The sequence below is a fragment of the Nocardiopsis halotolerans DSM 44410 genome (assembly GCF_000341065.1).
Taxonomy (GTDB): Bacteria; Actinomycetota; Actinomycetes; order Streptosporangiales; family Streptosporangiaceae; genus Nocardiopsis; species Nocardiopsis halotolerans.
The window spans coordinates 1-3,393 of sequence record NZ_ANAX01000056.1 but is presented as its reverse complement, the minus strand read 5'-3'; the positions used below and the strand labels follow the sequence as shown (position 1 = coordinate 3,393).

General features: G+C 73.3%; 3 protein-coding genes. 2 read left to right on the top strand and 1 reads right to left on the bottom strand.

All coding sequences use genetic code 11. The features are described 5' to 3' along the window. On the top strand, positions 1-1,378 hold a 1,378-nt coding region (locus D455_RS0104550), incomplete at its 5' end, for an aminotransferase-like domain-containing protein (RefSeq protein WP_017569580.1). 97 nt (positions 1,379-1,475) lie between these two features. Here the strand turns inward: D455_RS0104550 and D455_RS0104545 are convergent. Continuing rightward, positions 1,476-2,111, bottom strand: a complete 636-nt coding sequence (locus tag D455_RS0104545) for a histidine phosphatase family protein (RefSeq protein ID WP_017569579.1) — start codon at positions 2,109-2,111, stop codon at positions 1,476-1,478. Between the two features lie 189 nt (positions 2,112-2,300). On the opposite strand from D455_RS0104545, the gene D455_RS0104540 reads away from it, so the two are divergent. Then, positions 2,301-3,089, top strand: coding sequence for an SAM-dependent methyltransferase (locus D455_RS0104540; protein WP_026122313.1), 789 nt, complete (start codon positions 2,301-2,303; stop codon positions 3,087-3,089). Positions 3,090-3,393 lie beyond the last annotated feature (304 nt).

Sequence of the window (3,393 nt, the reverse complement as noted above, 5' to 3'; positions counted from 1 at the left end):
CGCGTCGGCCCCGCCGGGTGCGCGGCTGCCGTCGACACGGGCGCTGGTCACGCGGTACGGGGCGAGTCCGGTCACCGTGCAGAAGGCACTGCGGACCCTGGCCGCACAGGGAATGGTGGAGAGCCGCCCCGGTGTGGGAACCTTCGTCCGCACCGTCCGTGCGGTCCGCCCGAACGACTACGCGTGGCAGACCGCCGCGCTCGGGTCGCCGCGGCGCCGCCTCCCCGGCCTGTCCACGGCCCTGCGGACCGCCCCCAACGACGCGATCGCGCTGCACTCGGGCTATCCGGACCGGGAGTTGCTGCCCGAGCGCCTGGTTCGTGCGGCCCTCACCCGTGCGGCCCGCGGCGACACGGCCGTCAGCAGGTCCTCGGCCGCGGGGCTGCCGGAGTTGCAGGCGTGGTTCGCCACCGAACTGGGCGCGGCGGCCCCGGCCGGAGTCGCGCCTCCCGCGCCGAGCGACGCCGTCATCGTGCCCGGCAGCCAGAGCGGGCTCAGTACCGTCTTCCGCGCGCTCGTCGGCGCGGACCGGCCCCTGTTGATGGAGTCGCCCACCTACTGGGGAGCGATCCTCGCCGCGACGCAGGTGGGTGTACGGGTGGTGCCCGTCCCCAGCGGCGTCCACGGGCCCGACCCGGAGGAGCTGGCACGGGCGTTCGAGTCCACCGGAGCGCGGGCGTTCTACGCCCAGCCCAACTTCGCCAACCCGACCGGTGCGCAGTGGTCCCCGGACCTGGTCGACCGGGTGCTCGACACCGTCCGTCGGCACGGGGCGTTCCTGGTCGAGGACGACTGGGCGCACGACTTCGGCATCACCGCGGACCCGGTTCCGGCCGCGGCCCGGGACGACGGCGGGCACGTCGTCTACCTGCGCTCACTGACCAAGAGCGTGTCACCCGCCGTGCGCATCGCCGGGATCGTCGCCCGGGGCCCCGCACGTCAGCGCGTCCTCGCCGACACCCAGGCCGAGTCCATGTACGTCAGCGGCGTGTTGCAGTCCGCCGCGCTCGACGTCGTCACCCAACCCGCCTGGCGCACGCACCTGCGGGGGCTGCGCCACCAACTCGCCGCCCGCCGCGACCTCCTCCTCGACGCGCTGCGGGACCACGCCCCCACCGTCGACTCCGGGGTCCCGCCGAGGGGAGGGCTGAACCTGTGGGTGCGGCTGCCGGACACCACCGACCTGGACCGGCTCGTCGGGGAGTGCGAGGCCGCCGGGGTCGTGGTCGCCCCGGGGGACGAGTGGTTCCCCGCCGAGCCCGCCGGCGCCTACCTCCGCCTCAACTACTCGGGGTCCAACCCCGGGGCCTTCCCCGAGGGCGCTCGCGTCATCGGCCGGGCGCTCGCACGGCAGCGGTCGGGGGCGGTGGACACGTGAGCCGCTTCTGAGGGAGGGCCCCGCCGGTGGCTGGTCGGTACCCCGCGAGGAAGTACCGACCAGTCGGTTTGCATAGTGCACACGTCGGCGCGCGTGTTTAGCGGTAGGTCATCAGGGCGGGTCCGCCCTGCTCCAGGTGGGCGTGGTCGTTGAAGGACAGCAGTTGCGTGCCGCCGCGGCCGTGCAGCAGCTTGCTCACCGAACCGTTGACCACCACCCGGTTCATGGCCAGGAACCCGGCGGAGCCGGTGCCCAGGAGGGTCGAGCAGACCGTCGCGATCACCCCGGCGGAGGTGAAGACCAGCGCCGTCTCGCCCCGGCCGAGCCCTGCGACCAGGTCGTCCAGGGCCGCGCGCACCCCGGTCCGGAAACCCTCCCAGGTGCCCGGACCGCTGCCCCCGGCCTCGATCCAGGAGGTCAGGGAGGCGTCGAGCCGCTCCTGGAGTGAGCCCTCCCGCACCGGGTGCGCGCCCAGCAGGGCGAGGTGGTCGTACTCGTTCCACCGTTGGTCGCCGTCCGGTTCCAGGTCCAGGCCCGCCGCGGCCAGGACCGCGGACGCCGTCTGCCGCTGGCGGCGCAGCGCGCCCGTCACCACACGGCCGACCTTCGGGCCGCGCCGCCCGATCTCGGCGCCCAGCAGTCGGGCCTGCTCGTAGCCGGTCGGGCTCAACTCGTCGTAGTCCTCCGCCTCCGGTGAGGCCTTCCCGTGGCGGATGAGGTAGATCGCTGGCATCGCACCAGAGTACGAGTGGGCCCGAGGGCACCCGGGCGGCGGGGGCGGGGAGACCCGTCCGAGCGGCGACTTCGGAAAAGAGGTGTTTTCTCCTGAAATGCCCACAGACAAGGCGTTTCAGCTTGCGCATCGGTTTTCGGGGGCAGCACAATACGGGTGCGAACGACGCTTCCCGCTGAGAGGGCCCAGATGACGGACACACCCCCTATCGACACCACTGTGGCGCATTCCGCACGGGTGTGGAACTACTGGCTGGGAGGCAAGGACAACTACCCGGCGGACCGGGAGGTGGGCGACTACGTGCTCCAGGCCTACCCCGAGATGGTCACCGCGGCCCGCGCGGACCGGGACTTCCTCATCCGCGCGGTCACCCACCTGGCCCGCGAGGAGGGCATCCGCCAGTTCCTGGACGTGGGCACCGGACTGCCCACGCACAACAACACCCACGAGGTCGCGCAGGCGGTCGCCCCCGACGCCAGGGTGGTCTACGTGGACAACGACCCCCTGGTGCTCGCCCACGCCCGCGCGCTGCTCGTCGGCGAGAAGGCGGGCGACGTCCGCTACATCGACGCGAACCTGCACGAGCCGGAGAAGGTCCTGGCCGACGCGGCCCCCCACCTGGACTTCGACAAGCCCATCGGTCTCACCATCCTGGGCACGATGGGCCACACCCCCGACAACGACCAGGCCTACGCGACCGTGCGCGCCTACGTGGACGCGCTGCCCCCGGGCAGCTTCCTGGCCATGTGCGACGGGACCAACACCAGCGAGCCGATGGTCGAGGCCTCCCGGCGCTGGAACGAGACCGCGCCCCTGCCGTACCACCTGCGCACACCCGAGGAGATCGCGGGCTTCTTCGACGGACTGGAACTGCTGGAGCCCGGTGTCGTCTCGGCGCCGTTCTGGCGGCCCACCGAGACCGAGGTGGGCACCATCGTGGAGGCCGACCAGTACTGCGGGGTCGCCCGCAAGGCCTGAAACCCCCGCCGGACCCCGCCGCGCGCGACGCGGGGTCCGGCACCGGCTTCCTCGCGCACGGCCCCACCCCGTCCGGCGGGTTCGCCACGCGGTGCCCCCGCCCCGCCACCGACAGGCGTCCACGCGGTGCTTCCCCCGCATGGGCGCCCCGGGGCGGTGAGCCCCCACGGAACCCGGACCACCCCACCCCCACCGGCACCGGAACCCCAGCCGTGGAGAGGAGCCGGCGGGCCGACCGGACACGTTTCCGGTGCGGCGCGTGGGTTCCGACCTGCCTAGATGAGTGAGTCCGATGTGTGAGCAG

Bases quoted from the DNA above. Each gene is read 5' to 3' on its own strand.
- D455_RS0104545 (WP_017569579.1), bottom strand. From the start codon at position 2,111: ATGCCAGCGATCTACCTCATCCGCCACGGGAAGGCCTCACCGGAGGCG.
- D455_RS0104540 (WP_026122313.1), top strand. From the start codon at position 2,301: ATGACGGACACACCCCCTATCGACACCACTGTGGCGCATTCCGCACGG.